The organism is Pseudomonadota bacterium (assembly GCA_016711215.1).
Taxonomy (GTDB): domain Bacteria; phylum Myxococcota_A; class Polyangia.
Genome location: JADJTL010000007.1, coordinates 90,669 through 113,499, shown reverse-complemented (window position 1 = coordinate 113,499; position 22,831 = coordinate 90,669). Strand labels below are relative to the sequence as shown.

The following is a 22,831-nucleotide window of genomic DNA, read 5'->3' as shown; positions in this document are numbered from 1 at the left end:
AAGAGCCTTCTGGCGCTCACGGCAGGTCCGCGGCTCCCACCGAAAAGACGAGGTCGTCACGATCGTTATAGGGGCCGCTGCTGCAGGGCGAGGACGCGCTGCCACGGTAGCGAAACTGTGCGCGCACCGCTTGCGTCGCAGCCGCCGGCAGGACGTACGAGTAGCGCAGCGTCTGCGGGCCGGCCTTGGTCGGCTTGAGCGTGGCCCGCAGGGTCCAGGTCGGGACGCCCCCAGGGAAGGTCGTCGTGTAGAGGTCGAGCGCATCCGTCGCGTAGCCAACCCAGGCCCAGAGGGCGACGTCGATATGAACGGTCTTGCCGATGCCGAGCATCCCGCCGTCCGCTGTGGAGACCCTGATGCCGTCGATCGATTCGTCGGCGTGGTAGCGGCCGTGGAGGCCATCGAGACAGCTACTCGCTAGCGTATTGGGCGCATCGCGTTCCGGCCCGAGGGTGGCCCGTCCATCCACGAGGCCGGCCGTGTCGCAGGACACCCCCACGACCAGGCACTCGGGTGCACGGTAGGCAGCGCTCAATGCCGCGGCGACAAACGCGCTGGCCTGAGCGAGCCGTAGCGAGGTGCCACAAACCCGCAGGGACGAGGTGCGAGCTAGACCCGTATTCGGCGCGATCGTGACCGCGAATGAGCCGCTGCCGAGCCCACTCGCCGGCAGCACGGTGGCCCACGAGGGCAGGTCGGAGACCGCGCCCATCGCTTGCCCGCTGGGACGGTCAGACTGATCGTGGTGCTCGTACCCTGCGGCTTGGCCTCTATGCTCGTCACCGACAACGCACACGAACCGTCGGCCCCTCCGGGCAAGTCCGCGAGTGGCGGCAGCCGGTCGACGCTCGCCACACCCACCGGTGTACCGCTCGCGCCCTTCGAATTGACGTAGCCGCCAAGGAAGAGGGCGCCGCCATCCTCGAGCGGAACACCAGCCGCCATCGACCGTATAGACCCCAGCGCCCCGACGACCGACCAGGTCTCGCTTACCTCGTCGTAGCGTTCGAGACTGGAGGTCAAGCTCTCCGGGCCGATGCCTCCACCGAAGATCACCTCGCCGTTGTCGAGCTGGACGCCGACCCCATTGAAGTGCCGTGCGCTAAGCGCCCCCGTGGTCCGCCAGCCAGCGGCGGCCGGATCGAAGATCTCGGCCCTGCTCTCACCGAAGTTGTTGCCGGCGACGAGGACCCTGCCTTGCGATAGCCGCGCCAGCAGCAGGGCGTTCCGGTCCCGCGTCACGATCGTTGATCCAACCGGAGCCCAGGTCCCGCTGACCGGCGACCAGACCTCGCAGGACGTGCGCGAGACATAGCCGCCCACGACGAGCACCCGATCGTCCTCCAACTCGACGAGTCCTGCGCGCATCCGACCGGTGGCGGTGCTTCCTGTCGTGCTCCAGCGGCCGGTCGCCGGGTCGTAGAGCTCGGTCGACCTCTGCCCATCGACGGAGCCGGAGTGCGAACCGACGACCAGGACGCGACCATCCCGCAGGCGCAGGGCTGTATGGCCATAGCGCTGGACAAGCACGCTTCCGGCGCTCGACCAAGTGCCAGTGCTCGGCTCGTAAACCTCGGCCGACCTCAGGATCGAGCTGCCGGCGCTGCCGCCCACTGGCCCGCCGATGGCGCCCATCACCAGCACCCGGCCATCCGTCAGGCGGACCGCCTCGTGGGCACGACGCGCGATGCGCATCGACCCGGTCGCACTCCACGCTCCGGACACAGGGTCGAAGATCTCCGCCGAGGCGAGCGGCTCGCCGCCATCCTGGACGCTGGTACCGCCGACAACCAGTACGCGCCCATCGAGCAAGCGAAGCGCAGCATGCTCGTAGCGTGGCACGCTCATCGCCGCCGTCGCCGCGCTCAGCGCGCCGGTGCTTTCCCCACCGCGATCGCCTTCGAGCGCGCGTTCCGCCTCTTCAGCGCCACAGCCACCCCGGCGAGGGCTGGAGCGAGGAGCAGCAAGCGGGCGACAAGCCGCCAGCGCGCGGAAGCGCGCGCGACGGCGTGAGAGTTCGCTGTTGCGGCGCTGCCGCCTGCCCAAGGGACTCCATTCCTCGTCATGACCATCGCCCTTCCTTCCCGCCGGACTGCAGTGCCGGCGCTGTGTGTACGCGCCTCGAACCCAGGAGGACGACCTGCGGGATGCAGACCTCCTCCGTGGGCGCGATGCCGTGGGCGACGTGTACGCGCGGGAGGGCCATCGCGATCTGAGCAACGAGCCAAGAGACGAGCTAGAGCATCTGCTGGGGATCGATGTCGACCGCCAGGCGCAGATCACGCGGCAGCGCCTGCTCGCTTGCCGGCAGCAGCCGATCGAGCAGCTCGCGCAGTGGGCCGCGCTGCTTGGCCTTGAGCAGCAGCAGCCAGCGGGTGCGCCCCTTCAGCCGCTGCAGCGGCGCCTCGGCCGGGCCCAGCAGCTCCACGCCCTGGGTCGCCGACAGCGCCGTGATCCGACGCCCGAGCGCCTGCGCCGCCGCAGCGACGGCCGGCGCGTCCGGCCCGTCGAGATGCAGCGCCGCCACCACGCCGAAGGGCGGGTAGCCCAGCTCGCGGCGCGCGCGCTGCTCACGCTCGTAGAAGGCGCGGTAGTCGTGCTGCTGCGCGGCGCGAATCGCCGGATGCTCGGGGGCATAGGTTTGAATCAGGACCTCACCAGCGGCGTCGCCCCGGCCCGCGCGGCCCGCCACCTGCGTCAAGAGCTGGAAGGTTCGCTCCGCCGCGCGGAAGTCGGGAAAATTCAGCCCACGATCGGCGGAGAGCACGCCGACCAGCGTGACGTGCGGAAAGTCGTGACCCTTGGTGACCATTTGCGTGCCGACGAGGATGTCGAGCTCGCGCCGCTGGGTCCGCGCCAGCAGCTCCTGAAGGCCACGCCCGCTGGCCGTGTCGCGATCGAGCCGCGCCACGCGCGCCGCGGGAAAGCGCTGCTGCAGCGCATCCTCGATCCGCTCGGTGCCGTGTCCGAGCAGTGCCAAGGGCTCCGCTTTGCAGTGGGCGCAGGCCCGCGGCACGGCGCTCGTGAAGCCGCAGTAGTGGCAAACCAGGAGCGCGCGCCGCCGGTGATGGGTCAGCGAGACCGAGCAGTGGGCACACTGACAGACCTCACCGCAGCTCCGGCAGACCACGAAGGTGGAGAAGCCGCGCCGATTGAGGAAGAGAATCGCCTGCTGCCCAGCCGCCAGCGTCGCTCGCAGCGCCTGGTCCAGCGGTGCGCTAATCAGGCCGCTCGCATCGGTCTGGTAGCGGCGCAGATCGATCACGCGCACGGGCGGCAGCGGACGCGGCGTGGCGCGACGCATCATCTCGAGCAGCTCGAGCCGGCCCGTCAGCGCGCCGTGGTAGCTCTCGAGGGAGGGCGTGGCCGAGCCGAGCACCGCCACCGCCCGCGCGTCCTTCGCCCGCACCAGCGCCAGGTCGCGGGCGTTGTAGCGCACACCCTCGTCCTGCTTGAACGAGCCATCGTGCTCCTCGTCGAGCACCACCACCCCGAGCTGCTCGAGCGGCGCAAAGACCGCGGAGCGCGCGCCAACCACGATGCGCACGACCCCGGCGCGGATCCGCTGCCACTCGTCGTAGCGCTGGCGATCGGCCAGGCCGCTGTGCAGCACCGCGACCTGATCCCCGAAGCGAGCGCGAAAGCGCTGCGCGAGCTGTGGCGTCAGCGCGATCTCCGGTACCAGCACCAGCGCCGTTCGGCCGCGCGCCAGGGCCTCGGCGATGGCGCGCAGATAGACCTCGGTCTTCCCGCTCCCCGTGATCCCGTGCAGCAGAAAGGCGCGGTATTGATCCTGTTGCAACGCGGCTTCGATGCGGCGCAGCGCGGCAGCCTGCTCGAGCGTCAGCGTATGCCCCGGCTCTGCTTCCTCCGCCGGCGACGCGGCAGCGGCGGAGGTCGGCTCGCGATCGACGAGCACGCAGCGCACCAGCCCCTTCTGCTCCAGCCGCCGCAGCAGCGCCCGTGCGTCCGTCGGCAGCGCGCTCAGCGCGCTGTAGCGCGACGGAGCGACGGCGGCGAGCTGCGCGTAGAGCGCCGCTTGTCGCGGTGCGCGGCGCTCGAGGTCGCCGGGAAGGGCCTCGCCGCTGAGGGTAATCAGCAAGTCCGTCGAGGGCGGGGCGGTGCTGCTCCGCCTCAGCACCTGGACCACCCAACCGCTCGCCACGGCGTGGTTCAGGGCCGCGGTGCGAGCGCGGCTCCAGCCGCGGGCGCTACGCTTCAGCGATCCCCCGCGGCGATCGAGCTCCTGCAAGAGAGCGAGCTCTTCGGCGCTCGCATCGAGGTCGGGGCGGCGCAGCAGCGCGGCCTGGGCCTCCAGCACCGCGCGACCGCTGGCCGTCAGCTGCAGCTGTTGCCGCTCGCGCGCGTGGAGTAACGCCGGCAGCGCGGCACGGACCAGCTCCCCCACCGGCGCATAGTAGTAGCGTGCGGCCCAGACCAGCAGCGCGAGCACGCCCTCCGGCAGCACCGGCGTCCAATCGAGCAGCTCGCTGACGGCGCGCACGGCGCCCACGGCGCGCAACGCCGGCTGCCCTGCGGCCGCTCCCGGCGGCAAGACCATGCCGACCACCTGACGCGCCCCGAAAGGCACGAGGACCCGTGCGCCCGGGCGCACAGCCGCTGCCGCCGCCTCCTCCTCGACCCGGTAGGTGAAGGTGCCGCGCACCGGCAGCAGCGGGGCCACCTCGACCTCGACACCGGCGCTCATCGCGGCACCGGATCCGATCCGCCGCCGCTGACAGCAGGCGTCGCACCCGGGCCCCCTGGGCGCGGATCGCGCCGCTCAGCCAGCCCTTGCACGAAGCGCAACACCTCGCCGACCGCCTCGTAGAGCGGTGCGGGGATCTCCTGATCGAGCTCAAGCTCGATCAACGCGCGCGCCAAACCCACCTGCCGAATGATCGGCACACCGTGGCGCCGCGCCTCCGCGCGAATTCGCGCCGCAACGGCCCGACGACCGCGGGCGACGACCCGCGGGGCCTCCATCGTCTCCGCCACATAACGCAGCGCGACCGCGATGTGCTCGGGATTGCAAATCACACAGTCCGCCTCGGCCACAGCGGCAAACATCCGCTGTTCAGCCAGCTCGCGATGCGCGCGCTGGCGCTCCGCCTTGTGTTGGGGATCACCCTCTTGCTCCTTATGCTCGCGGCGGACCTCGTCCTTGGTCATGCGCAGCCGCCGCCGATAGCTCCAGCGCTGATAAACGAGGTCGACCAGCCCGAAGGCGAGGGCCAGCGCGGCAAGCCGCCAGGTGAGGGCCAGCGCGCAGGATCCCACGGTCGAGACGACCTGATCAGGGCGACCCCAGACCAGCCGCGTCAGCCCGGGCAACTGCTGCTTCAGCGCGGTCAGGGCCACGTAGCCGGCCAAGCCGAGCTTGGCCGCAGCCTTGGCGCCATTGACCCAGGCCTGCCGCCCGAGCGTCCTCGGGGCATTGCGGAGCGGGTTGATTCGCTCCAGCTTGGGCACGATTGGATCGAGCGCCAGCAGGGCACCGACCTGGCCGAAATTGGCTGCGATCGCTCCCACCACGACGACCAGCAGCAGGGGCCAAACAAGCCCCGCCGCCTGATAGGTCGCTCCGGCCAGGGCAGCAGCCGGAGCAACCCCGGTGTCGGTCGCCTGCAAGAGCGCGCGGCGCAGGCCGCCCGCCAACCCCGCCACGAGCCCGGCCCCGGTCCAGGCCAACGCCGCGCCGCCTGCCACGAGCACGACGGCAGCGACCGCGTCGCCACTGCGGGCGACCTCACCACGGCGTCGCGCGTCGCGCAGTCGCTTGGTGCTCGGCGGCTCCGTCGCTTCGCCATTCCGTTGTGCGTCGGCCATCGCAAGCCCGTCCCCGGCGCGTTATCGCCGGCCACCGCTCCAGGTTGCCGGCACCGCCGGCACCGCCCTAACCCGTAGGGGCAGGCGCCAACAACGCGATCGCCTGACCCACGTACCCCATCGCCAGCTCGAGGCTCGCGGGCAGCACCATCAGCAGCGGGCCCACGACCAATGCCAACATGCCCACCCCAGCCAGAGCCTTAAGCGGCATGGCGACAAAGAAGATGCCGACCTGCGGCACCAGGCGATTGACCCAGCCGAGCGCAAGATCCGTCAGCCACAGGGCGGCCAACACCGGTGCGGCGAGGACGAGCGCCAGCGCGATCAGCTCCCCGGTCAGCCGCAGGCAGAGCCAGGCGATGGCGCGCAGCCCTTCGGGCGCGGGAAACGCTCCCGGCGGCAAGATCACGTAGGATCGCGCGGCAGCCATCAGCAGGGCGCGGTGCCCCCCGATTGCGAAGAACAACACGATCGACAGCAGCCAGACGAGCGTGCCGCTGGCCGTCGAGCGACCGCTCGCGCCAGGCATCAGCACCTCGGCATGCGCGCTTCCCCGCGCCGTATCCACCAGCCAGCCGGCCGACTGCGCGGCCCAGAAGACGAGGGAGACCAGCAGCGCCAACACGACCCCGACCCAGACCTCGCTGAGCAGCACAGCGGCCAAGAGCAGGCCGGAGCCGCCGACGACGCGATCCAGGGTCGTCGCCACGGCCGGGTAGATCACCAGGCCCATCGCCACCAGGAGGGCTGTGCGAACGGTCCGCGGCACGAGCGCCCCACCAAAGACGGGCGTCAGCGTCAGGAGAGGTGCCAAGCGCGCCGTCATCACGGTCAGCCCGAGCAGCAAGCGCCGCGAATCACCCAGGAGCAGCTGCAGCGCGTCGTCCCTCAACACCGCTTCCCCTGCGACCCCGGGTCGCACCGCGGCCCGTCAGGCCGTCGATTGCGCTGAGCGCCTGGGGCCGACGCCCGGCGGATTCGCTGCGCCTGTCGCTGCCCTACCGCCCGTCCACGCACGTTCAGCGCACGTTCAGCGCACGTTCAGCGCACGTTCAGCGCACGTTCAGCGCACGGCAGGAAACTGGCTCCAGAGCGCTTGCGTCAAGCGCAGGATCTGCGCGCCCATCCAGCCCCCGGCTACAGCGAGGGCGACCATCACCGCCAGCAACTTGGGCACGAAGCTCAAGGTCTGGTCCTGCACCTGCGTCGTCGCCTGAAGCACGCTGACGACCAGCCCCACGATCAGACTCGCCGCCACCGCCGGGGCGCTGACAAGCACCACCAGGTAGAGCGCCTCGCGCGTAACCTGCAAGATGTCGCCTGCGCTCACCCTTCGCTCCACCGCCGCCGGGCGCCAGCCAGCCGCGCGGCTCAGAACGCCCCCCCGGGGCGCCTAGCCGAACGACAGCACCAAGCCTTGCACCAGCAAACGCCAGCCGTCCACCAAGACGAAGAGGAGCAGCTTGAAGGGCAAGGAGACCGTCGTTGGGGCGAGCATGTGCATGCCCAGCGCCAGCAGCACGTTGGCCACCACCATCTCAATCACGAGGAAGGGTACGAAGAGCAAGAAGCCGATCTTGAACGCCGCGGCGAGCTGGCTGATCACAAAGGCAGGCACGACGACCACCAGATCCCGATCCGTGACCGCGTCACGCTGCGGCGCCGGCCAGAGTCGCCGCGCCATGTCGCGAAAGAGCGCGCGATCAGCCGCCTGGGCGTGGCGGACGAGAAAGCGCTGAAGCGGCTCTCGCGCGGCACTCGCGCCCTGCAGCAGCGCCCGCACCGAGCGGTCCGAGAGCAAGGGTGCGCCCTCGGATCCAACCATCGCCGGCTCCGCGGCGCGGTAGACCTCGATGGCGGTCGGCGCCATCACGTAGCCGGTGAGAATCAGCGCCAGCGACGTAATCACGATCGTCGGCGGCACCTGGGGTGTACCCAGCGCGTTGCGCAGAATCGCCAGCACCACCGAGAACTTCACGAAGCTGGTCGTGACGGCCAGCAGGAAGGGCAGCAGGGCGAGCGCGCTCAGCAACAGGATCAGCGCCAGCGGATCGGCACTCGACTCCAGGCGCGCCGTCGAAGCGACGGGGGCCGCCAGGGCCGCGGCCGCCAGCGGCCACGCACTCACAGCGTCTCCCCCGTCTCCCCGTGCGGCCCAACCTCGACCGGCCTCCCAGCCGGGGCCCGAGGCGGGGTCGAGACCTCGGTGATCAGCCGCAAACCGCCCTCGCTAGCCCCGATCAACAGTCGCCGCCCTTCGACCTCGACCAGCCAGAGCGTCTTGCCGACGCTCAGCACCTGTCGCTCGATCACGCGCAGCGCGCCGCCTTCGGCAGCGGGAAGGCGGAGCGTCTTGAGCAGCCGCGGCAAGCCAACCCGCAGCACCAGCCACGCCAGCGCGCAGACTGCCAGCAGCGCCAGCACCATGCGCAGGAGGGCCCCGCCAAGGTCAGCGCCCAGCCCTTCGACCGCGCCCCCGAAGAGCAGCGCGCCCCAACCGTAGCCCCCGCCGCTCATGGATCCTCGAAAAAGATCGGTTCGCGGTGCTGGATGAAGCGCTGAACGGCCTCCCCAACCCCCGAGTCGAGCTCGACGAAGCGCAGTCCCATGCCCGCGCTCCCACCGGCGCCCGCGTGCACGGCGCCCGGATCGCGCAGCCACGCGACCTCACAGCTCGCCAGGCAGGTCGCCTGCCTCCCCGGAATGCTGAACTCCACGTCGACCCGCGCCCCGAGCGGCAGCAAATCGCGCGTCGCGATGAAGAGGCCACCGCCGCCGACGTTCTGTAGCATCCCGCTGAAGAAGTTATGCTCGCTGGCGTAGGTAATCTCGACCCGGAGCGGAAAGCGCGGGTACCTGCGTGGCACCGGAACCCGAGCTCCCACGACCTGGCGCGTTGCGGTCACACGGCGCCCTGGGCCCGGCTCGCCACCCGCCGCCGGGCCACGCATCGCCGTGCCGCTATTCATCGCAGGCTTCGCCTGAGGCTGCCTGCCCGAGGGCGTCGCGGGCATCGGTCCGAGTCGAAACCCGCAGACGCCGCAGAAGCGGGCGCCCTCGGGAAGACCTGCTCGGCAGGCCGGACAGCTCATCCTTCACCGCTCACGCCAGGCTGCCGAGGTCAAGGCTGCGGGGAAACGCACCCTCGGGCCGAAAACTGAGCCAGAGTGTCCGCGACGAAGGTCGCGCGCCGCAGACCGACACTGGCGGCACGATCGATCGACTAGGCGGACTCGGGCTTTTCAGCCGGCACGAGCTCGAGCAAAGCCATCGGCGCATTGTCACCCCGACGCTTACCAAGCTTGAACATCGCGGTGTAGCCGCCGCTGCGTCCGAGGTAGCGCGGAGCCCACTCTCGAAACATCAGCAGCGTCGCCTCGCGGTCGCGCACAGTGCGCTTCACCATCCGCAAGGCGTGAACCAACTGCGCCCGTTCGGTCGCGCCGAGCGTCTTCCAGTCCCGCGTCAGGATGTCGCCGAGACGCACGGCCTTGGTCACCGTGCGCTCCGCTACCCGACGCAGCTCACGCGCCTTGCCCTCGGTGGTCTGCAAGCGTCCATGCCGAAAGAGAGCGCTGAGCATGTTGCTGACGGTCGCAGCATAGTGCGCCGACGTGCGCCCCAGCTTGTTTTTCGCATTACGGTGTCTCACGACCTACCCCGATCTTGAACGTCATCTCGTCAACCGGCGCTGGAGCCCTAATCAGGCGGCCAAGCGCTCCATCCGCCTCCGTTGAGCCCACCCCCGGCTCCGCAGAGGTCCGCCTACTCGGCCTCGACCGCTTCAACCGCCTCGACCGCCTCGACCGGAAGATCGCCGGGCTCCTGCCACGCGTCGATCTTCATGCCCAAACCGAGACCCATCGTCGCCAGGATCTTCTTGATCTCGTTGAGCGACTTGCGGCCGAAGTTCTTCGTCTTGAGCATCTCGCCTTCGCTGCGCTGGACGAGTTGGCCAATGAACTTGATGTCAGCATTCTGCAAGCAGTTGGCGCTGCGCACCGAAAGCTCGAGTTCCTCCACCGAGCGGTTGAGGTTGTCATAGAGCACCCGGACGTCTTCGTCCTTCTCGAGGTGGTCGTCCGGCTCGCTCAACTCCTCAAAATTGATGAAGATCGTCAGCTGATCCTTCATGATTTTGGCAGCAAAGGCCACGGCATCGTCCGGCGTGACGCTCCCGTCGGTCCAGACTTCCAAGGTCAGCTTGTCGTAGTCGGTCTGCTGACCGACGCGCGCGTTGGTCACCGTGTAGTTGACTTTGCGCACCGGCGAGAAGAGCGCATCGATCGGGATTGTCCCGATTGGGACCCCGAGCACCTTGCCGCGATCGGCAGCCACATAGCCACGCCCCATCTGCAGCGTCAGCTCGATTCGCAGCTTCGCGTCGCCCGACAGCGTTGCGATATGATGATCCGGGTTGAGCACCGTGATGCCATCCGGCGTCTGGATGTGGCCGGCAGTCACGGCCCCCTGCCCACGGCGTTCGAGCATGACCACCCGCGGCCCCGGGTCATGCATCTTTACCAGAACCTCCTTGAGGTTCAGAACGATGTCGGCCACGTCCTCGACAACCCCGGGGATCGTCGTGAACTCGTGGAGCACGCCGTCGATCTTGACCGCCGTGATCGCCGCGCCCTGCAAGGAGGACAGCAGCACGCGCCGCAAGCTGTTGCCGATCGTGAGGCCAAAACCCCGCTCCAATGGCTCGCAGGTGAACTTGCCGTAGGTCGGCGTCAGCGTCTCGGCGTCCTTCTCCATCATCCGCGGCTTGATCAAGTCACGCCAATTGCGCGCCACTACGCTGCTCTGGGGGGCGATGTTCGGCTCCATACCTTGCTTCCTTCTTGCCAATCTGGCCTAACGAAACCTGGCCTAACGAAACCTGGCCTAACGAAACCTGGCCTAACGAAACCTGGCCTAACGAAACCTGACCTGTCGAACTGGCGAGGTCTGGCGGGCCCTCGCCGGGGCGCATTTGACCGGGCGGGTCAACCGCGGCGGTTCGACTGACCAGGCAGCCACCCTCACCTAGGTCCGACCCTCTCGAGCGACAGGCGGCGACCGCCGCGCTGCGCCCAACGCACTATTTCGAGTAGAGCTCGACGATCAGCTGTTCGCGGATCGGCAGGCTTAGCTCTTCCCGTACCGGCAGCGCGCGAAACACGCCGCGCAGCTCGTCCTTGTTCAACTCGAGCCAGCTCGGCACGCCACGCCGATCGACGCCGGCGAGGGCCTCGTTGATCGCGGTCACCTTGCGTGAGGCCTCGCAGACCTCCACCACATCGCCTGGACGCAGGAGCATCGAGGGCACGTTGGCCTTATGCCCATTGAGGCGGAAGTGCCGATGCCGGACGAGTTGCCGCGCCTCCGATCGCGTCGTCGCGAAGCCGAGACGGTAAACCGTGTTGTCCAGCCGGCGCTCGAGCAGCGAGAGGAGATTGGAACCGGTGATGCCCTTGCCTCCCGCGGCCCGCTCATAATAGTTACGGAACTGGCGCTCGAGCACCCCGTAGATACGCCGGACCTTCTGCTTTTCGCGCAGCTGGTCGCCGTAATCGGAGCGCTTCTTGCGGCCCTGCCCATGCTGTCCGGGAGCGTAGGCGCGCCGTTCGAATGCGCACTTATCCGTGTAGCAACGCTCGCCCTTGAGAAAGAGCTTCATGCCTTCGCGCCGGCACAGCCGGCATACCGCACCACAGTACCGAGCCACCAGTAGCCTCCCTTTGAACCTATCGCCGGCCCTTCTTCGGCCAGCCAACGCCACACCGCCGAAGCGCTCGCTTAGACCCGTCGCCGCTTGGGCGGCCGGCACCCGTTGTGGGGCACCGGCGTCACGTCACGAATCAAGGTGATGCGAAATCCCGCGGTCTGAAGCGCGCGCAGGGCCGACTCGCGTCCCGCTCCTGCTCCTCGCACATAGACCGCCACCGTCCGCATACCATGATCCATGGCCTTGCGCGCCGCGTCCTCCGCCGCCATCTGCGCGGCGAAGGGCGTGCTCTTGCGCGAGCCCTTGAAACCCACCACCCCAGAGCTGGACCACGAGACCATGTTGCCGCTCACATCGGTGATCGCCACCATGGTGTTGTTGAAGGAGGATTGGATGTGCGCGATGCCATTCTGCACGCTCTTGCGCACCTTCCGCTTCACTTGCTTCTTCGGCGCTGCCATCTTGCCTTGCTCGTCTCTCAGCCGACGCTTCTCAGCCGGCGCTGCTCAGCCCACGTCTCGCACTTAAACTCTTGCTGCCCTCGACCGGTACCGCTCCACTGCGCCTTCGCGCTCAAAGCGTCGCCCGGCTTCCAGCATATTTACCGCCGGCGCTGGTTCTATTCCCTCGCCGCCGGCCTATCTCGTCAGTTGTCTTCAGCAGAGCTCAGGGCGGCCCTCGCCGCCACGCTCCTGCGGGCGATCGCCTGGCCGAGCGCCCTTCCTTGCTGAGGCTCCGTCAGCGCGTCACTTCGAGGGCGGCTTCTTGCGCGCCATCACGCCCCGCCTTGGTCCCTTACGCGTTCGCGCGTTCGTATGGGTGCGCTGCCCACGCACGGGCAGGCCGCGCCGATGCCGCACGCCCCGATAGCAGCTCAGGTCCATCAGCCGCTTGATGTCCATCGACACCTCGCGGCGCAGATCGCCCTCGACCTTGAAGCCGCCGTCGATCACCTGCCGGATCCGCCGCACCTGGTCCTCGCTCAGATCATCGGCACGCAGCGCGCGCGCGACCTCGGCCTGCTCTAGAATGCGCGCGGCTCTCGCGCGCCCGATCCCGAAGATCGCCGTCAGCGCAACGTCAATCCGCTTGTTGCGCGGGAGATCTACACCCGCAATACGTGCCATCGTCTGACTCCTTGGCGCTAGCCCTGCCGCTGCTTGTGGCGCGGGTTCTCGCAGATCACCCGCAGCACGCCGCGCCGCTTGATGATCTTGCACTTGTCACAGATTTTGCGAACTGAAGCGCGGACCTTCATGACCAGCTTCCTTCGTTTCGAACCGCCCGTCGTACCGACTCAGCACCCACGGACCGGCGCGCGTAATCGCTACCGAGTGCTCAAAATGAGCGGAGAGAGTGCCATCGCGAGTCCGGGCTGTCCAGCGGTCACGGTCGAGCTCGACCTCCGGTTGCCCCGCGTTGACCATCGGCTCGATCGCGAGAACCATCCCTTCCTTCAGCCGCGGATTGCGGCCGTCTGAAACATAATTCGGTACCGGCGGGTCCTCGTGCATCCGCCTGCCGATACCGTGCCCGACGAAGACCCTGACGACCGAGAAGCCATTGGCCTCAACGTGCGTCTGAACTGCCCGGCTGATATCCCGGACGCGCTGGCCGACGACGCACGCCTCGATTGCGCACTCGAGCGACTCCTCCGTCACGCGCAACAGGCGCTGCGCGTCCGCGCTGATCGCGCCGACCGCGAAGGTTCGGGCTGAATCGCCGAAGTAGCCCTCGCGCTCGACGCCGAAATCGACGCTGACCACATCTCCGTCCGAGAGCACACGCTTCGGGGACGGTATGCCGTGCACCACCTCGTCGTTAACCGAGACGCATGCCACCGAGGGGAAGGGCGGCTGGCCGTAGCCAAGGAACGCCGACTTCACCCGATATCGGCGCACGAGCTCGCCCGCCAGCGCTCCAATCTCCCCCGTCGTCACTCCCGGGGCGACCATCCTCCCGATCTCATCGAGCGTGCGGCAAACGACCTGATTTGCCGCCCACATTTTCTCCAGCTCAGCGGGCGATTTGCACGTTATGGCCACGGCGGCGCCTAGTAGCGCCCCGAGCGCCGGCCCCTGATCTTCGTGCTCTTCTGCCCTAGAAACCCGTCGTAATGCCTCGTAATCAGATGCGATTGAATCTGCTGAACGGTGTCCAGCGCGACACCCACCACAATCAACAGGCTCGTCCCTCCGAAGTAGAAGGGCACCTTGAATCTCGTCATCAGAATCGTCGGCAACACACAAACCGCGGCGATGTAGCAGGCGCCGCCAAAGGTAATGCGCGTCAGCACCCGATCGATGTACTCCGCGGTCTTCTTGCCGGGACGAATGCCCGGGATGAAGCCGCCGTTCTTCTTGAGGTTATCCGCGACGTCGACCGGATTGAAGGTCACCGCGGTGTAGAAGAAGCAGAAGAAGACGATCAGCAGGACGTAGAGCGTCATATAGCGCCAGTCGTCCTGCCGCAGCGCGTCGCCCACCGACCGCATCCAGGGCGTGTTGACGTACTCCGCGATCTGAACCGGGAACATCAAGATCGACGAGGCGAAAATCGGTGGAATGACGCCAGCGGTGTTGATCTTCAGCGGCAGATGACTGGTCTGCCCGCCGTACTGCCGGCGACCGACGATCCGCTTGGCGTACTGCACCGGGATGCGGCGTTGGGCCTGCTCGAAGAAGATGATCACGGCGACCACGCCAACGATCACCGCTGAGATCAGCGCCAACAACATCACTCCAATGTCGCCCTGCTTCACGCGCTGGTAGAGCTGTACGACGCTGTCCGGCATGTCGGCGACGATGCCGGCGAAGATGATCAGCGAGATACCGTTGCCAATGCCGCGTTCGGTGATTTGCTCGCCGAGCCACATCACCAGGGTGGTGCCCGTCGCCAGCGTCAGAATCGACATCAAGCGAAAGGCCCAACCGGGGTTCAGGACGACCTGGCCGGACGCCTGATAGGTCGAGTTCCATCCCTCGAGGGAGACCGCCAGGAAGTAGCCCTGCACTACGGTCAGCGCGATGGTCCCATAGCGCGTGTACTGATTGATCTTCTTCTGGCCCGCCTGGCCTTCCTTGCTCAGGCGCTCCAGCGACGGAACCACCACCGTCAATAGCTGTAAGATAATCGACGCGGAAATGTAGGGCATGATGCCCAGGGCGATCACCGAAAGCTGCTCGAGCGCACCGCCCGAGAACATGTTGAACATGCCGAGGAACGAACCCGACGACTGCGCCATGATCGACTGCATCACCGAGCGATTGACGCCCGGCAAGCTGACAAACACCAGGATGCGGTAAACCGCGATCAACGCCAGCGTAAAAAGGATCCGCCGACGCAGCTCGGGAAGCTTGCTGATGCCGCCAATGTTCGCCATCGCGCTTACTCGTGCTCCGCCGCTAGGACCCGGCGCCCTGGCCGTCAGTCACCACTGCCGCGTCCACCACCGCTGCGTCCCTCGGCCCACCGCGCGCCTGCGCTTCAACCGCCACCCGCCCGGGCGGAAGCTCGACGGTTCCACCCACGGCGATGACCTTGGCCTGCGCGGCCGCTGAACAGGCCTGCGCCTGAACCTTGAGGCTGTGCCCGAGCTCGCCTTCCGCCAGCAACTTCCAGCGGACGGCCCTCCGCGGCACCAGGCCGCGCACCTTCAGCTCCGCCAACGCCACGACCTCGCCGGCCTTGAACAGACGCGCGAGCTCCCCGACGTTGACAGCAGCGTAGGCCACCCGAAAGGGATTCTTGAAGCCGCGCTTTGGCAACCGGCGCTGGAGCGGCATCTGGCCGCCCTCGAAGCCGGGGCCCTTCGGCGCGCCGCTGCGCGCGGTCTGCCCCTTCTGCCCGCGACCAGCGGTCGTGCCGTGACCGCTGCCGTAGCCGCGACCGAGGCGTTTCCGTCGGTGCTTTGCGCCCGCAGGCGGTCGCAGTGTTGCGAGGGTCGTTCCCATCGTCGTCCTTCTTTTCCCAGGGTCTCTTCCCAGGGTCTCTTCCCAGGGTCTCCGGCCAATGCCGCAGCGCCTTGCGCTATTCGGCGGGCTCGACCGCGACCAAATGCTGCACCTTGCGGATCATGCCGCGAATCGCGGCCGAATCCTCGAGCACCTTCGAACGCTGCGGCCCGGTGAGCCCGAGCCCCGCCAGCACCTTCCGCTGCGTCGCCGGCCGACCGATGCCGGACCGCACCTGGGTCACCTTGAGCCGCGTGGCCATCGCCTACTCCTTGAACCGTGAGACGTCGACCCCACGTAGCGCCGCGGTCTCCTCGGGGCTGCGAAGCTGCCGCAAGGCCGCGATCGTCGCGTGAATGACGTTATGCGGGTTGCTCGTCCCAAGGCACTTCGTGAGGATGTCCTGCACACCGACGACGTCCATCATCGCCCGCACTGGGCCGCCTGCGATGACGCCCGTCCCCGGACTGGCGGGACGCAACAGCACCTTCCCCGCACCGAAATGCCCAAGCGTCTCGTGCGGAATCGTCGCGCCGCGCAAGGGAATGCGAAAGAGGTCCTTCTTGGCGCGCTCGGTGGCCTTTCGGATTGCCTCCGGCACCTCATTCGCCTTGCCGAGACCGGCGCCAACGTAGCCCGCCCCGTCCCCGACGACGACGAGCGCGCTGAAGCCGAAGCGCCGGCCGCCCTTGACCACCTTGGCCACCCGATTAATGTGAACGACGCGGTCGAGCAGCTCACCGACCTGATCATGATCCCTAAACAATGGGCAATCCTCCGCACCGCTGCGCCGGTGCCGCCCTGCAAGGCCTGCGCAGTCTGGAGCCTCCGCGCAGCCCGTTAGTCAAGCCTGGCCCGCTAGAAGTCGAGCCCACCTTCACGCGCGCCGGCGGCAACCGCACGAACGCGACCGTGATAGAGATATCCATTGCGATCAAAGACGACGCGCGCGATGCCCTGCTCCTTGCAGCTAGCGGCGAGCAACTCGCCCAGCTTCTTCGCCTGCGCGGTCTTGCTCATTCCCTTGAAGAGCTCGGCCGACACCGCCCCGAGCGTCGACGCGTGGCACAGCGTTCGCTGCGCATCATCATCGATGACCTGGGCATAAACGTGCTTGAGACTGCGAAAGACCGTCAGTCTCGGCCGTTCGACCGTTCCGTGCACCCGTTGTCGGATCCGCAGCTTGCGCCGCGTCCTTGACTCTAGCTTCTGCCCTGACATGCAACCCCCCGCGACAGCCCGAACGCCGTTAGGCCGCGCCGGCCTTGCCCACCTTGCGGCGAATAGTTTCCTCGGTGTACTTGATTCCCTTGCCCTTGTAGGGCTCAGGGCCGCGTTGCGCGCGCACGACCGCAGCCAACTGCCCGAGCTGCTCGCGATCGGCGCTCTGCAGTGTGATTATGTTCTTCTCCACCTTGGCGCTGATGCCCGTCGGCAGGAGCACCTCGATCGGATGCGAATGCCCAAGCAAGAGCGCCAGCACCCCCCCGCGGGCGTCGGCTCGATAGCCCACGCCGTTGATCTCGAGCGTGCGAGTAAAGCCATCGCTCACGCCGGTGACCATGTTCTGCAGCAACGCGCGCCCGAGGCCGTGCATCGCGCGGGAGCGCCGGCCGCCGCTTCCGGCGCGCTCGACCACTGCGCTCGCGCCGTCGACTATGATCTTCACGTCCGGCGGGATTCGCCGCGAGAGCTCGCCTCGCGGGCCTTTGACCCGGAGCTCCCCGGCGTCCGCCGAAATGGAAACGCCCTTCGGGATCTCTATTGGCTTTTTGCCTACCCGTGACACGTTAACGTCCTCTCCTCAGCGCGAGCCAGCCGCGGTCCCACTACCAGACCTCGCAGATGACTTCGCCACCGACTGACTGCCTACGCGCAGTACGGTCGGACATCAATCCCTTCGAGGTCGTCAGGATCGCGATACCCTGACCGTTGCGCACCCGTGGCAAGTCGCTCCGCCCGACGTAACAACGACGACCGGGCCGTGAGATGCGCCGGAGTCCCTCGATCGCACAGCGCTCTTGGCGCCACTTGAGGTCCACCTGCAGCAGCGGGCTGATGGGCCCCGGCAGCGAACGAAAGTCGGCGATAAAGCCCTCCTCCCGCAGCACCGCGCAGATGTGCTCCTTGAGCCGCGAGGATGGCAGCTCGATCCGCATCTTTCGTGCCATGATGGCGTTTCGGATGCGAGCCAACAGATCAGCGATCGGGTCAGTCATGCGGCTACCCTACCAACTGGCCTTGACGACGCCGGGGACGTCCCCGCGCAGTGCCAGGTTGCGGAAGCAGATCCGGCAGAGGCCGAACTTGCGCAGAAATGCGCGGGACCGCCCGCACAGGGCGCAGCGGTTATGGTGCCGCACCGAGAACTTGTGCCGCTTAGGCAGCATATCCACCGTCTTCGCCATCGTCCGCGATCTCCTATGAGCGGAAGGGCACACCAAGGTGCCGCAACAGTGCCCGCCCCTCGGCGTCGGTACCCGCCGTGGTGATGATCGACACGTTCAATCCCTTGATCTTCTCGATCTTGTCGTAGTCGATCTCGGGGAACACAATCTGTTCCTTGATGCCCAAGGTGTAGTTTCCGCGCCCGTCGAAGCCACGCGGTGACACCCCCCGGAAATCCCTGGTCCGCGGCAGGGCCACGCTCACCAAGCGATCAAGGAACTCATACATCCGCTCGCGCCGGAGCGTGACCATGCAGCCGATCTTCTGGCCCTGACGCAGCTTATAGGTGGCGATCGACTTGCGCGCCAGGGTTACCACGGGCTTCTGCCCGCTGATCGCTCCCAGCTGCGCCTCCGCCGACTCGACCAACTTTGGGTTCTGCAGCGCCTCGCCGAGCCCCATGTTGAGCACGATCTTGACCAGTCGCGGCGCCGCCATCGGGTTCTGGTAGCCGAACTCCTTGATCAGCGCAGCGCGAACCTCTTGATCGTACTTAACGCGCAGCCGCGCGGGCGCCGTCCGCTTGATGAAGGGGCCGGCCGGCACCGCCTCCGCGGCGCGCTTGGCCCCGCTCTTCCTTTTCCCCCCGCCCTTCGCCTTGGCGCTCTCCCCGGCCGCGCTCTCGCCGGCCTCAGGGGTCGCAGTGCTCTCTGTCTCGCTCATATCGCCGACCTCTCGTGCCAATTCACTTACTACGCGGTCTGCTCGTCCGTCGCGCCGCCGCTAAACGCACGCCGTACCAGCCCGCGGCTAAATCGTCTCACCCGAGCGCTTCGAAATCCGAACCTTCTGAACCCTGCCGTCCCCACTGTCCTCGAGCCTCTTGATGCTGACACGGCAGGTCCGCTGCTCCCGGCTGTCCCAGAGCTCGACGTTCGAGAGATCCATGAAGCCCTCCCGCTCGACGATCCCGCCTTGCGGGTTCTTCTGGCTCGGCCGCACGTGCTTCTTGATCACGTTGGCCTTCTCCACCTTGCAGCGCTTGGTCTTGCGGTCGACGAGCAGGACCTTCCCACGCACTCCCTTGTCGCGTCCGACCATCACGCGCACTTCATCGCCTTTGCGAATGCGATTCATCACAGCACCTCAGGCGCCAAGGAGATGATCTTCATGAATTTTCTCGCCCGCAGCTCGCGCGCGACCGGTCCGAAGATGCGACTGCCGATCGGCTCCTTCGCGGCGTTGATCAGCACCGCTGAATTCCCGTCGAACTTGATGTAGGAGCCGTCAGGCCGCGGGACCTCTTTCCGCGTACGCACAACCACTGCCTTCACGACCTCGCCCTTCTTGACCTTTGCGCCCGGAATCGCCTCCTTGACGGAGACGACAATCACGTCGCCGATCGAGGCATAGCGGCGCTTCGAGCCGCCGAGCACCTTGATGCACATGACCTTTTTGGCGCCAGAGTTGTCTGCGACGTCGAGGACCGTTTGCGTTTGAATCATCTTCTCACCCCGCCCTAGCTCGGTCGTTCGACCAGCTCGAGCAGTCGCCACGACTTGCGGCGACTGAGCGGTCGACTGCTGACGATCCGCACGACATCCCCGACCTGGCAGCGATTTGCCTCGTCATGAGCCATGAACCGGCGACGCCGAGCGATGTACTTTTTATAGCCGGCATGCATCACGCGGTCGCGCACTTCGACCACGATGGTCTTATCCATCGCGCTGCTGCGGACGACGCCCTGAACGACCCGCCGCTCGGCTCGACCCGCCTGCCCTGCCGCCGCCGGAGCGCCCGCCGCTCCCTCCGACTCTGTCGTCGTCTCTGACATCTGCCTCACCATTCTCGTTGTCGGCTGCCGTCCAATGTCGGCGCGAGCCAATTCAAAAGCGCCCGGCCCCCACCGCCTAGGACGCCACGCTACTTCTTCTGCTCGATTCCCAGCTCGCGAGCGCGCTTCACCGTCAGCGTCTGCGCTAGCTCCCGCCGCAGCTTTGGCAGCGTCGAGGTGTCCTGGAGCTGGTTCGTGGCCTGCCGAACGCGCTGGCGGAACATATCCTCCCGCAGCTGGTCGGCGCGCAGCCCGAGCTCCTCGTCCTTACGCTCGCGGATCTCCGTGACCGCCTTGTTCATAGTGCCACCTCGCGGCTGATCACCTGGGTCGCGATGGGAAGCTTATGGTGCGCCAGCCTGAAGGCCTCGCGCGCCACTTTCTCCTCCACGTCGCGGATTTCGTACATCACGCGACCCGGCTTGACCACGGCGACCCACTCCTCTAATGCGCCCTTCCCCTTGCCCATGCGGGTCTCAGCCGGCTTTTTCGTCGTCGGCTTGTCCGGGAAGATCCGGATGAAGAGCTTGCCACCGCGCTTGACGTGACGGGTGATCGCCACGCGAGCCGCCTCGATTTGCCGAGCAGTAATCCATCCCGCCTCGGCGGCTTGCAGACCGAAGTCACCGAAGGACACGTCCGATCCGCCCTTCGCGGGGCCGGCGCGGCGTCCCTTCTGCTGCTTGCGGTACTTTACTTTCTTCGGAGAGAGCATCGTCTAGTCTCGTCGCTGCGGTTGCATGCACCCGCGATCCGCCCGCGGGCGCATCGCCGCTTTCGCGCGCTCGGTCGCTCAAACGCGACCGATTACGTCGCCCTTATAAATCCAACACTTCACGCCGATCACACCGTAGGTTGTGTGCGCCTCGGCGAAGCCATAGTCGATGTCGGCGCGCAGCGTGTGCAGCGGGACCCGGCCCTCCCGGTACCACTCGCGTCGCGCAATCTCCGCCCCGCCGAGGCGCCCGCCGCAGTGGACCTTGATGCCCTTGGCGCCGAACTTCATCGCCGTTTGAACTGCCTTCTTCATCGCGCGGCGGAAGGCAACGCGGCGCTCGAGCTGCGTGGCGATTGACTCCGCCACGAGTTGCGCATTCGTCTCGGCCTTGCGCACCTCGAGAACGTTGAGGAAGACCTCGTTCTCCGTCAAGGCCTGAACTTCCTTCTTCAGCGTCTCGACCCCCGCGCCGCGCTTCCCGATCACGAATCCCGGCTTTGCCGTCGAGATGTTGATCGTGGCCTTATTGGCGGCTCGCTTGATCTCAATCAGGCTCACCCCGGCGTGCCCAAGCTTCTCCTTGAGGAAGCGCTTGAGGCGGACGTCCTCTTCGAGCCACTTGGCGTAATTCTTCTTCTCGAACCACTTCGAGGTCCAAGTACGAATGACGCCCAGTCGAAACCCAATCGGATGTGTCTTCTGACCCATATCTTGCTCTGCCCTATCGCTGGTGATGGCGCCACCGCAAAACGGCGTGAGTGGCGTCACCAGTTGAAGCGTCAACCCTTGCTCTTCGCGTCCTCAGCCAACCTCATCCGTCAGCACGACCCGGATGTGGCTCGTGCGCTTATTGATGCGGGTCGCGCGTCCCTGGGCGCGCGGGCGCCAACGCTTAAGCGTCGGCCCTTGGTCGACCTGGACCTGTCGCACCACGAGGTTGTCGGCGTCGACCGCGCCGCTGCTGCTCTGGTCGGCGTTGGCAATCGCTGAGACGAGCAGCTTGCGCAGCAGCCCAGCGGCGTCCTTCTCGCAGAACATGAGCAGATTCACGGCTTCACCGACCGTCTTGCCGAAAATCAGTTTCGCGACGACGCGCACCTTTCGGGGTGCGACGCGTTCATATCGCAGTGAGGCTGACGCTTGCATTTGGCTCTTTCCGCTCCCCTGCCCAATCGAACTACTACTGTCGCGTGTCCGCCGAACTACCTCTTCGAGGCCTTGCGATCACCCGAATGCGCCACGAACTTTCGTGTCGGCGCGAACTCGCCCAGCTTGTGTCCGACCATGTTTTCGCTGACGTAGACCGGGATGAAATCCCGTCCCTGGTGGACGAGGAAGTTGAGCCCGATCATCTCGGGTACAACGGTGCTGCGCCGCGACCAGGTCTTGATCGCCTTCTTGCTCTTGGCGCGATTCGCTTCGAGCACCTTCTTCATCACGTGGTCGTCGACGAAGGGGCCCTTCTTCACCGATCTCGGCATCGCTGCAGCTCCATCCAACCCGGCGTCTGCGCGGGTCTACTTGCTCTTGCGGCGGCGCACAATCATGCCGTCCGTCCGCTTGTTGTTGCGAGTCCTCGCGCCCTTGGCCTTCTTGCCCCATGGGCTGACCGGGTGCCGACCACCGGAGGTCTTGCCCTCACCGCCACCCATCGGGTGGTCGACCGGGTTCATCACGACACCGCGGTTATGCGGCCGACGGCCCGCCCATCGCGTGCGACCCGCCTTGCCCAGCGGGATATTGTTGTGTGAGGCGTTGCCCATCCCGCCGATCGTCGCCCGGCAGTTGAGATGGACGCGGCGCACCTCGCCAGAGGGTAGACGCAACTGCGCCCAGTCGCCCTCCTTCGCCAGCAGCTGGGCCCCGGTCCCCGCGCCGCGCGCGAGCTGTCCGCCGCCCCCGATCTTGAGCTCGACGTTGTGAACAATCGTCCCCTGAGGAATCACCCGCAGCGGCAGGGAATTGCCCGGCTTGATGTCCGCGCCACGCCCCGAGACCACCCCATCGCCCACCTTGAGGTTCGCGGGCGCCAGGATGTAGCTCTTCTCGCCATCCGCGTAGTGCAGCAAGGCGATGTGAGCGGAGCGGTTCGGATCATACTGGACCGCCGCGACACGCGCCGGCACACCGAACTTGTTGCGCCGGAAGTCGACCTCACGGTAGCGCCGTTTATGCCCACCCCCGCGAAAGCGACAGGTAATCCGCCCGTGGTTGTTCCGTCCGCCGCTGCTGCTCTTGCCATCGAGCTTGTTACGCAGCGGATCCTGCGGACCGCCGAGTTCCTCGAAGTCGTTGACGCCCATCCCCCGGCGGCCGGGAGACGTTGGCCGATATAGCTTAACGCCCATCGACGATCACCTATCCTCTAACTGCTCGGGCGCGGCCCCGATACCTACTAC

34 protein-coding genes are annotated in these 22,831 nt (G+C 67.0%); all 34 read right to left on the bottom strand.

The features are described 5' to 3' along the window. Positions 1-16: 16 nt before the first annotated feature. The 34 genes from IPL40_15675 to rplB all read right to left on the bottom strand — a co-directional run bounded on the left by IPL40_15675 (position 17) and on the right by rplB (position 22,780). Complete coding sequence (locus tag IPL40_15675; GenBank protein MBK8482579.1) at positions 17-535, bottom strand: hypothetical protein; 519 nt, start codon at positions 533-535, stop codon at positions 17-19. A gap of 74 nt (positions 536-609) precedes the next feature. Beyond that, positions 610-1,848: a hypothetical protein gene (locus tag IPL40_15670; GenBank protein ID MBK8482578.1), complete on the bottom strand. Its 1,239-nt coding sequence runs from the start codon at positions 1,846-1,848 to the stop codon at positions 610-612. Between the two features lie 388 nt (positions 1,849-2,236). Then, the gene (gene priA, locus IPL40_15665; GenBank protein ID MBK8482577.1) at positions 2,237-4,708 is read right to left on the bottom strand and encodes a primosomal protein N'; all 2,472 of its coding nucleotides are present in this window, start codon (positions 4,706-4,708) and stop codon (positions 2,237-2,239) included. Continuing rightward, on the bottom strand, positions 4,705-5,829 hold the full coding sequence (locus IPL40_15660; GenBank protein ID MBK8482576.1) for an EscU/YscU/HrcU family type III secretion system export apparatus switch protein: 1,125 nt from the start codon (positions 5,827-5,829) through the stop codon (positions 4,705-4,707). Before IPL40_15660 ends, priA begins: the two co-directional genes overlap by 4 nt. A gap of 67 nt (positions 5,830-5,896) precedes the next feature. Continuing rightward, positions 5,897-6,721, bottom strand: a complete 825-nt coding sequence (locus IPL40_15655; protein MBK8482575.1) for a flagellar biosynthetic protein FliR — start codon at positions 6,719-6,721, stop codon at positions 5,897-5,899. A gap of 171 nt (positions 6,722-6,892) precedes the next feature. Continuing rightward, complete coding sequence (gene fliQ / locus IPL40_15650; GenBank protein ID MBK8482574.1) at positions 6,893-7,159, bottom strand: flagellar biosynthesis protein FliQ; 267 nt, start codon at positions 7,157-7,159, stop codon at positions 6,893-6,895. Between the two features lie 63 nt (positions 7,160-7,222). After that, positions 7,223-7,957, bottom strand: a complete 735-nt coding sequence (gene sctR / locus IPL40_15645) for a type III secretion system export apparatus subunit SctR (GenBank protein MBK8482573.1) — start codon at positions 7,955-7,957, stop codon at positions 7,223-7,225. Further along, on the bottom strand, positions 7,954-8,346 hold the full coding sequence (locus tag IPL40_15640; protein ID MBK8482572.1) for a flagellar biosynthetic protein FliO: 393 nt from the start codon (positions 8,344-8,346) through the stop codon (positions 7,954-7,956). The genes sctR and IPL40_15640 overlap by 4 nt, the downstream gene beginning before the upstream one ends. Next, positions 8,343-8,696, bottom strand: coding sequence for a TIGR02266 family protein (locus tag IPL40_15635; GenBank protein MBK8482571.1), 354 nt, complete (start codon positions 8,694-8,696; stop codon positions 8,343-8,345). Before IPL40_15635 ends, IPL40_15640 begins: the two co-directional genes overlap by 4 nt. Before the next feature lie 356 nt (positions 8,697-9,052). Continuing rightward, positions 9,053-9,481: a 50S ribosomal protein L17 gene (gene rplQ, locus IPL40_15630; protein ID MBK8482570.1), complete on the bottom strand. Its 429-nt coding sequence runs from the start codon at positions 9,479-9,481 to the stop codon at positions 9,053-9,055. 113 nt (positions 9,482-9,594) lie between these two features. Further along, the gene (locus IPL40_15625; protein ID MBK8482569.1) at positions 9,595-10,659 is read right to left on the bottom strand and encodes a DNA-directed RNA polymerase subunit alpha; all 1,065 of its coding nucleotides are present in this window, start codon (positions 10,657-10,659) and stop codon (positions 9,595-9,597) included. A gap of 253 nt (positions 10,660-10,912) precedes the next feature. Next, complete coding sequence (gene rpsD / locus IPL40_15620) at positions 10,913-11,539, bottom strand: 30S ribosomal protein S4 (GenBank protein MBK8482568.1); 627 nt, start codon at positions 11,537-11,539, stop codon at positions 10,913-10,915. 71 nt (positions 11,540-11,610) lie between these two features. Next, on the bottom strand, positions 11,611-12,000 hold the full coding sequence (rpsK, locus tag IPL40_15615; protein MBK8482567.1) for a 30S ribosomal protein S11: 390 nt from the start codon (positions 11,998-12,000) through the stop codon (positions 11,611-11,613). Between the two features lie 285 nt (positions 12,001-12,285). Beyond that, the gene (rpsM, locus tag IPL40_15610; GenBank protein ID MBK8482566.1) at positions 12,286-12,666 is read right to left on the bottom strand and encodes a 30S ribosomal protein S13; all 381 of its coding nucleotides are present in this window, start codon (positions 12,664-12,666) and stop codon (positions 12,286-12,288) included. A gap of 17 nt (positions 12,667-12,683) precedes the next feature. Continuing rightward, entirely contained in the window at positions 12,684-12,797 is a 114-nt protein-coding gene (gene rpmJ / locus IPL40_15605) for a 50S ribosomal protein L36 (GenBank protein ID MBK8482565.1), read from the bottom strand. Then, entirely contained in the window at positions 12,763-13,584 is an 822-nt protein-coding gene (gene map / locus IPL40_15600; protein MBK8482564.1) for a type I methionyl aminopeptidase, read from the bottom strand. The genes rpmJ and map overlap by 35 nt, the downstream gene beginning before the upstream one ends. Positions 13,585-13,592: 8 nt before the next feature. Further along, complete coding sequence (gene secY, locus IPL40_15595; GenBank protein MBK8482563.1) at positions 13,593-14,921, bottom strand: preprotein translocase subunit SecY; 1,329 nt, start codon at positions 14,919-14,921, stop codon at positions 13,593-13,595. A 22-nt stretch (positions 14,922-14,943) separates the two neighbouring features. Beyond that, positions 14,944-15,492: a 50S ribosomal protein L15 gene (gene rplO / locus IPL40_15590; protein MBK8482562.1), complete on the bottom strand. Its 549-nt coding sequence runs from the start codon at positions 15,490-15,492 to the stop codon at positions 14,944-14,946. Between the two features lie 76 nt (positions 15,493-15,568). Further along, positions 15,569-15,754: a 50S ribosomal protein L30 gene (rpmD, locus tag IPL40_15585; protein MBK8482561.1), complete on the bottom strand. Its 186-nt coding sequence runs from the start codon at positions 15,752-15,754 to the stop codon at positions 15,569-15,571. Between the two features lie 3 nt (positions 15,755-15,757). Further along, positions 15,758-16,258: a 30S ribosomal protein S5 gene (gene rpsE / locus IPL40_15580; GenBank protein MBK8482560.1), complete on the bottom strand. Its 501-nt coding sequence runs from the start codon at positions 16,256-16,258 to the stop codon at positions 15,758-15,760. A gap of 92 nt (positions 16,259-16,350) precedes the next feature. Next, a complete protein-coding gene (locus IPL40_15575) occupies positions 16,351-16,713 on the bottom strand; it encodes a 50S ribosomal protein L18 (protein ID MBK8482559.1) in 363 nt (120 codons plus the stop codon). Positions 16,714-16,741: 28 nt separating this feature from the next. Further along, the gene (gene rplF / locus IPL40_15570; GenBank protein MBK8482558.1) at positions 16,742-17,281 is read right to left on the bottom strand and encodes a 50S ribosomal protein L6; all 540 of its coding nucleotides are present in this window, start codon (positions 17,279-17,281) and stop codon (positions 16,742-16,744) included. A 40-nt stretch (positions 17,282-17,321) separates the two neighbouring features. After that, on the bottom strand, positions 17,322-17,711 hold the full coding sequence (gene rpsH, locus IPL40_15565) for a 30S ribosomal protein S8 (GenBank protein ID MBK8482557.1): 390 nt from the start codon (positions 17,709-17,711) through the stop codon (positions 17,322-17,324). Between the two features lie 9 nt (positions 17,712-17,720). Then, on the bottom strand, positions 17,721-17,900 hold the full coding sequence (locus tag IPL40_15560) for a type Z 30S ribosomal protein S14 (GenBank protein MBK8482556.1): 180 nt from the start codon (positions 17,898-17,900) through the stop codon (positions 17,721-17,723). Positions 17,901-17,913: 13 nt separating this feature from the next. Next, complete coding sequence (gene rplE, locus IPL40_15555) at positions 17,914-18,603, bottom strand: 50S ribosomal protein L5 (protein MBK8482555.1); 690 nt, start codon at positions 18,601-18,603, stop codon at positions 17,914-17,916. Between the two features lie 87 nt (positions 18,604-18,690). Then, on the bottom strand, positions 18,691-19,017 hold the full coding sequence (gene rplX, locus IPL40_15550; protein ID MBK8482554.1) for a 50S ribosomal protein L24: 327 nt from the start codon (positions 19,015-19,017) through the stop codon (positions 18,691-18,693). Then, a complete protein-coding gene (gene rplN / locus IPL40_15545) occupies positions 19,017-19,385 on the bottom strand; it encodes a 50S ribosomal protein L14 (protein ID MBK8482553.1) in 369 nt (122 codons plus the stop codon). The genes rplX and rplN overlap by 1 nt, the downstream gene beginning before the upstream one ends. A gap of 14 nt (positions 19,386-19,399) precedes the next feature. Then, complete coding sequence (gene rpsQ, locus IPL40_15540; GenBank protein ID MBK8482552.1) at positions 19,400-19,714, bottom strand: 30S ribosomal protein S17; 315 nt, start codon at positions 19,712-19,714, stop codon at positions 19,400-19,402. Positions 19,715-19,803: 89 nt separating this feature from the next. Beyond that, positions 19,804-20,016, bottom strand: coding sequence for a 50S ribosomal protein L29 (gene rpmC, locus IPL40_15535; GenBank protein MBK8482551.1), 213 nt, complete (start codon positions 20,014-20,016; stop codon positions 19,804-19,806). Then, positions 20,013-20,429, bottom strand: coding sequence for a 50S ribosomal protein L16 (gene rplP, locus IPL40_15530; GenBank protein ID MBK8482550.1), 417 nt, complete (start codon positions 20,427-20,429; stop codon positions 20,013-20,015). Before rplP ends, rpmC begins: the two co-directional genes overlap by 4 nt. Before the next feature lie 78 nt (positions 20,430-20,507). Next, entirely contained in the window at positions 20,508-21,140 is a 633-nt protein-coding gene (gene rpsC / locus IPL40_15525; GenBank protein MBK8482549.1) for a 30S ribosomal protein S3, read from the bottom strand. Positions 21,141-21,233: 93 nt separating this feature from the next. Next, on the bottom strand, positions 21,234-21,578 hold the full coding sequence (rplV, locus tag IPL40_15520; GenBank protein ID MBK8482548.1) for a 50S ribosomal protein L22: 345 nt from the start codon (positions 21,576-21,578) through the stop codon (positions 21,234-21,236). Positions 21,579-21,634: 56 nt separating this feature from the next. Next, the gene (gene rpsS, locus IPL40_15515) at positions 21,635-21,913 is read right to left on the bottom strand and encodes a 30S ribosomal protein S19 (protein ID MBK8482547.1); all 279 of its coding nucleotides are present in this window, start codon (positions 21,911-21,913) and stop codon (positions 21,635-21,637) included. 36 nt (positions 21,914-21,949) lie between these two features. Next, positions 21,950-22,780, bottom strand: a complete 831-nt coding sequence (gene rplB / locus IPL40_15510) for a 50S ribosomal protein L2 (GenBank protein MBK8482546.1) — start codon at positions 22,778-22,780, stop codon at positions 21,950-21,952. Positions 22,781-22,831 lie beyond the last annotated feature (51 nt).

Bases quoted from the DNA above. Each gene is read 5' to 3' on its own strand.
- IPL40_15670 (MBK8482578.1), bottom strand. From the start codon at position 1,848: ATGAGCGTGCCACGCTACGAGCATGCTGCGCTTCGCTTGCTCGATGGG.
- priA (MBK8482577.1), bottom strand. From the start codon at position 4,708: ATGAGCGCCGGTGTCGAGGTCGAGGTGGCCCCGCTGCTGCCGGTGCGC.
- IPL40_15660 (MBK8482576.1), bottom strand. From the start codon at position 5,829: ATGGCCGACGCACAACGGAATGGCGAAGCGACGGAGCCGCCGAGCACC.
- IPL40_15640 (MBK8482572.1), bottom strand. From the start codon at position 8,346: ATGAGCGGCGGGGGCTACGGTTGGGGCGCGCTGCTCTTCGGGGGCGCG.
- IPL40_15625 (MBK8482569.1), bottom strand. From the start codon at position 10,659: ATGGAGCCGAACATCGCCCCCCAGAGCAGCGTAGTGGCGCGCAATTGG.
- rpsK (MBK8482567.1), bottom strand. From the start codon at position 12,000: ATGGCAGCGCCGAAGAAGCAAGTGAAGCGGAAGGTGCGCAAGAGCGTG.
- rpsM (MBK8482566.1), bottom strand. From the start codon at position 12,666: ATGGCACGTATTGCGGGTGTAGATCTCCCGCGCAACAAGCGGATTGAC.
- rpmJ (MBK8482565.1), bottom strand. From the start codon at position 12,797: ATGAAGGTCCGCGCTTCAGTTCGCAAAATCTGTGACAAGTGCAAGATC.
- secY (MBK8482563.1), bottom strand. From the start codon at position 14,921: ATGGCGAACATTGGCGGCATCAGCAAGCTTCCCGAGCTGCGTCGGCGG.
- rplO (MBK8482562.1), bottom strand. From the start codon at position 15,492: ATGGGAACGACCCTCGCAACACTGCGACCGCCTGCGGGCGCAAAGCAC.
- rpmD (MBK8482561.1), bottom strand. From the start codon at position 15,754: ATGGCCACGCGGCTCAAGGTGACCCAGGTGCGGTCCGGCATCGGTCGG.
- IPL40_15575 (MBK8482559.1), bottom strand. From the start codon at position 16,713: ATGTCAGGGCAGAAGCTAGAGTCAAGGACGCGGCGCAAGCTGCGGATC.
- rpsH (MBK8482557.1), bottom strand. From the start codon at position 17,711: ATGACTGACCCGATCGCTGATCTGTTGGCTCGCATCCGAAACGCCATC.
- IPL40_15560 (MBK8482556.1), bottom strand. From the start codon at position 17,900: ATGGCGAAGACGGTGGATATGCTGCCTAAGCGGCACAAGTTCTCGGTG.
- rplE (MBK8482555.1), bottom strand. From the start codon at position 18,603: ATGAGCGAGACAGAGAGCACTGCGACCCCTGAGGCCGGCGAGAGCGCG.
- rplX (MBK8482554.1), bottom strand. From the start codon at position 19,017: ATGAATCGCATTCGCAAAGGCGATGAAGTGCGCGTGATGGTCGGACGC.
- rplN (MBK8482553.1), bottom strand. From the start codon at position 19,385: ATGATTCAAACGCAAACGGTCCTCGACGTCGCAGACAACTCTGGCGCC.
- rpsQ (MBK8482552.1), bottom strand. From the start codon at position 19,714: ATGTCAGAGACGACGACAGAGTCGGAGGGAGCGGCGGGCGCTCCGGCG.
- rpmC (MBK8482551.1), bottom strand. From the start codon at position 20,016: ATGAACAAGGCGGTCACGGAGATCCGCGAGCGTAAGGACGAGGAGCTC.
- rplP (MBK8482550.1), bottom strand. From the start codon at position 20,429: ATGCTCTCTCCGAAGAAAGTAAAGTACCGCAAGCAGCAGAAGGGACGC.
- rpsC (MBK8482549.1), bottom strand. From the start codon at position 21,140: ATGGGTCAGAAGACACATCCGATTGGGTTTCGACTGGGCGTCATTCGT.
- rplV (MBK8482548.1), bottom strand. From the start codon at position 21,578: ATGCAAGCGTCAGCCTCACTGCGATATGAACGCGTCGCACCCCGAAAG.
- rpsS (MBK8482547.1), bottom strand. From the start codon at position 21,913: ATGCCGAGATCGGTGAAGAAGGGCCCCTTCGTCGACGACCACGTGATG.
- rplB (MBK8482546.1), bottom strand. From the start codon at position 22,780: ATGGGCGTTAAGCTATATCGGCCAACGTCTCCCGGCCGCCGGGGGATG.